This is a genomic window from Gemmatimonadota bacterium, assembly GCA_016209965.1.
GTDB lineage: Bacteria > Gemmatimonadota > Gemmatimonadetes > Longimicrobiales > RSA9 > JACQVE01.
Genome location: JACQVE010000351.1, coordinates 1 through 2,329, shown reverse-complemented (window position 1 = coordinate 2,329; position 2,329 = coordinate 1). Strand labels below are relative to the sequence as shown.

Here is a 2,329-nt window from a genome sequence, read left to right as displayed (position 1 = left end):
GGCTCGACCTCCTCCTGCCGCCGCTGGCGCAGGCGCGGCGCCTGGCCGTAGTTGTACTGGAAGGTGAGGTGCAGGGCCCGGGTGTTGAACCCGCGCTCGGTGAACTGGATGGTGCGGTCATCGCTGACCCGGGCGCTGAACCGGGCGGTGTTGAACGGGTCGGAGGCGCGCAGCGTCAGCGTGGCCCGGTCGCCGTAAAGCTTGCGGCGAACGGACACATTGGCGTTGGCTATGCGCGAGAAGCGGCCTCGCTCGAAGTTCATGGGGGCGCGGTAAAAGTAATTGACAATGAGCGCCGTCGTCGGGTTCAGGTTGAGTGTGCCGTTGACGCGCGCCATCCAGGTCACGGCGTCCGACGAGAGGGTGGACTCGCTGCCCCCGTCCGTGACCATCTTGAAGACATTGAAGCCGGCCAGCCCGCTGAACGTCCGGCCCAGCTTGAACTGGCCGTTCACGTCCGCGCCCCAGGAGGCGCTGTGGTCCAGGTTCCTGAAGCTGATGGACGTGATTTCGCGCCCGTTCAGGGTGTCTGCAGTGTTGATGTCCACGCGGATAATGTCCGTGGTGCGGCGGTAGAAGGGTGATACCTGCAGCGTCCCCAACTGGCCCGAGCGCTGGTAGGCCAGCTCGACCGCGTCGGTGTACTCGGGGTCCAGCCGCGGGTTGCCGAAGAACACGTTCTGCACGTCGAAGTACACGGGGAACGGGTTCAGCTCCTGCGCGCCCGGCCGGCGGATGCGCCGCGAATAGCTGAGCTTGAGCTGGCTCTTGTCATTCAGCTTGTAGCTGACGAGCCCGCTGGGGAACAGGCTGCGGTAGCTGTGCGGGAAGGTCCGCCCGAGATCCGCGAGGCGGAAGTCGCGGCTGGCGTACTCCGTGCGCAGCCCCGCCTGCAGCTCCGCCCGGCCTAGCCCGTGGCTCAGCACGGCGTAGCCGGCGTTCACCCGCTCGTCCAGCTCCAGGGCGTTGCTCAGTTCGCTGCGCGTGAACTGCCCGGTGCCGAGCGGGTCCTTCTCGACGCGATAGTCGCGGTCCAGCCAGCGGGCATTCCCCTTGTACCCGGTCTCCAGCTTCGTACGCGGCCCGAGCGGGCGCGTGTAATCGAGCTGTGCGGTGAGCTGATCGGTGACGGCGTCGACGTCGTTGTTCTCCGCGTCGGTCCGCGAGACCGGCGGGCTCCCGCCCGGCCCGGCCACGGCCTGCCGCCAGAGCGTGCTGCGCTCCTCGTCGTCCTGGCGGTTGAGGCGCAGCTCGGCCGCCAGCTCATGACGCTGCGGCGTGTAGGTGCGCTTGAAGGAGAGCAGGAAGTCCGCCAGCCGGTTGGCGTTTTCCACGTCGCGGACACGGCCGTACCGGTCGACCAGCTCGCGCCCGCCGCTCAGCTCGGTGTAGTCCATGTAGGCGCCGTCCGAGGCGCCCCGGCGGTTGAGCTGCAGCGTGGAGGAGAGCACATCGCGCTTGCTCCACTGGTAGTCCAGGTTGAGGCTCAGGTTGTGGCCGTGGTTGCCCGCCGTGCCGTCTATGTCCTGCTCGGTGAAGGAGAGCGGGGCGCGCAGCGCGCCCAGCCGGGTCCGGTCGTTGACTCCGGTGATCTGCCGCTCATCGCTGTTGTAGCCGTAGCTCAGGAACAGGGCGACGGGGCCGCGCTGGTGGCCGAGGTTCCCTCCGGCGAAGTAGCGGTCCGCGGTGGAACCGGCCAGCGTCAGCCCGGCGCTGGTGCCCAGGTCGACGCCCTGCTTCATGACGATGTTGATGATGCCCGCCATCCCCTCGGGATCCTGCCTGGCCGAGGGGTTGGGGATGACCTCGACCCGCTCGATGGTGTTGGCCGGTAGCTGCTTCAGGTACCCGGCGAGCTGGGGGCCGCGGACCGGGGTGGGGCGCCCGTTGATCTGCACCACCACGTTCTCGTTGCCGCGCAGGCTGACCTTGCCATCCGCATCCACGTGGACGGCCGGCACGTTCTCGAGCACGTCGCTGGCCGAGGTCGCGCCGGGCGCCACGTCCTTGACGCGATAGCTGTTCCGGTCGGGGGCAATGATGACCGCGCGCTCGGCAGTGACCTCCACGCCCTCGAGCTCGATGACGGCACGAGCCAGCCGGATCTGCCCCAGGCTCGCCCGCGGCGCGGCCAGTGTCAGCGCGACCGGCGCCGTGGCCAGGGGGGCGTAGCCCAGCATGGTCACTTTCAGGTAGTACGTGCCCGGCCGGAGGCCCTCGATGCGGAAGCTGCCGTCCCGCTGCACGATGGCGCCCGCGACCAGAGCGGAATCCGCCTGGCTCCAGACCGCGACGGTGGCCGCGGGGATGGGCGCGTTGTCCTCCGCGT

The 2,329-nt window shown here is 69.0% G+C and carries 1 protein-coding gene; it reads right to left on the bottom strand.

What is annotated here, in order from left to right; genetic code table 11:
- Nucleotides 1–2,329: TonB-dependent receptor (locus tag HY703_13995; GenBank protein MBI4546297.1), on the bottom strand; the 2,329-nt coding region annotated here is incomplete at both ends.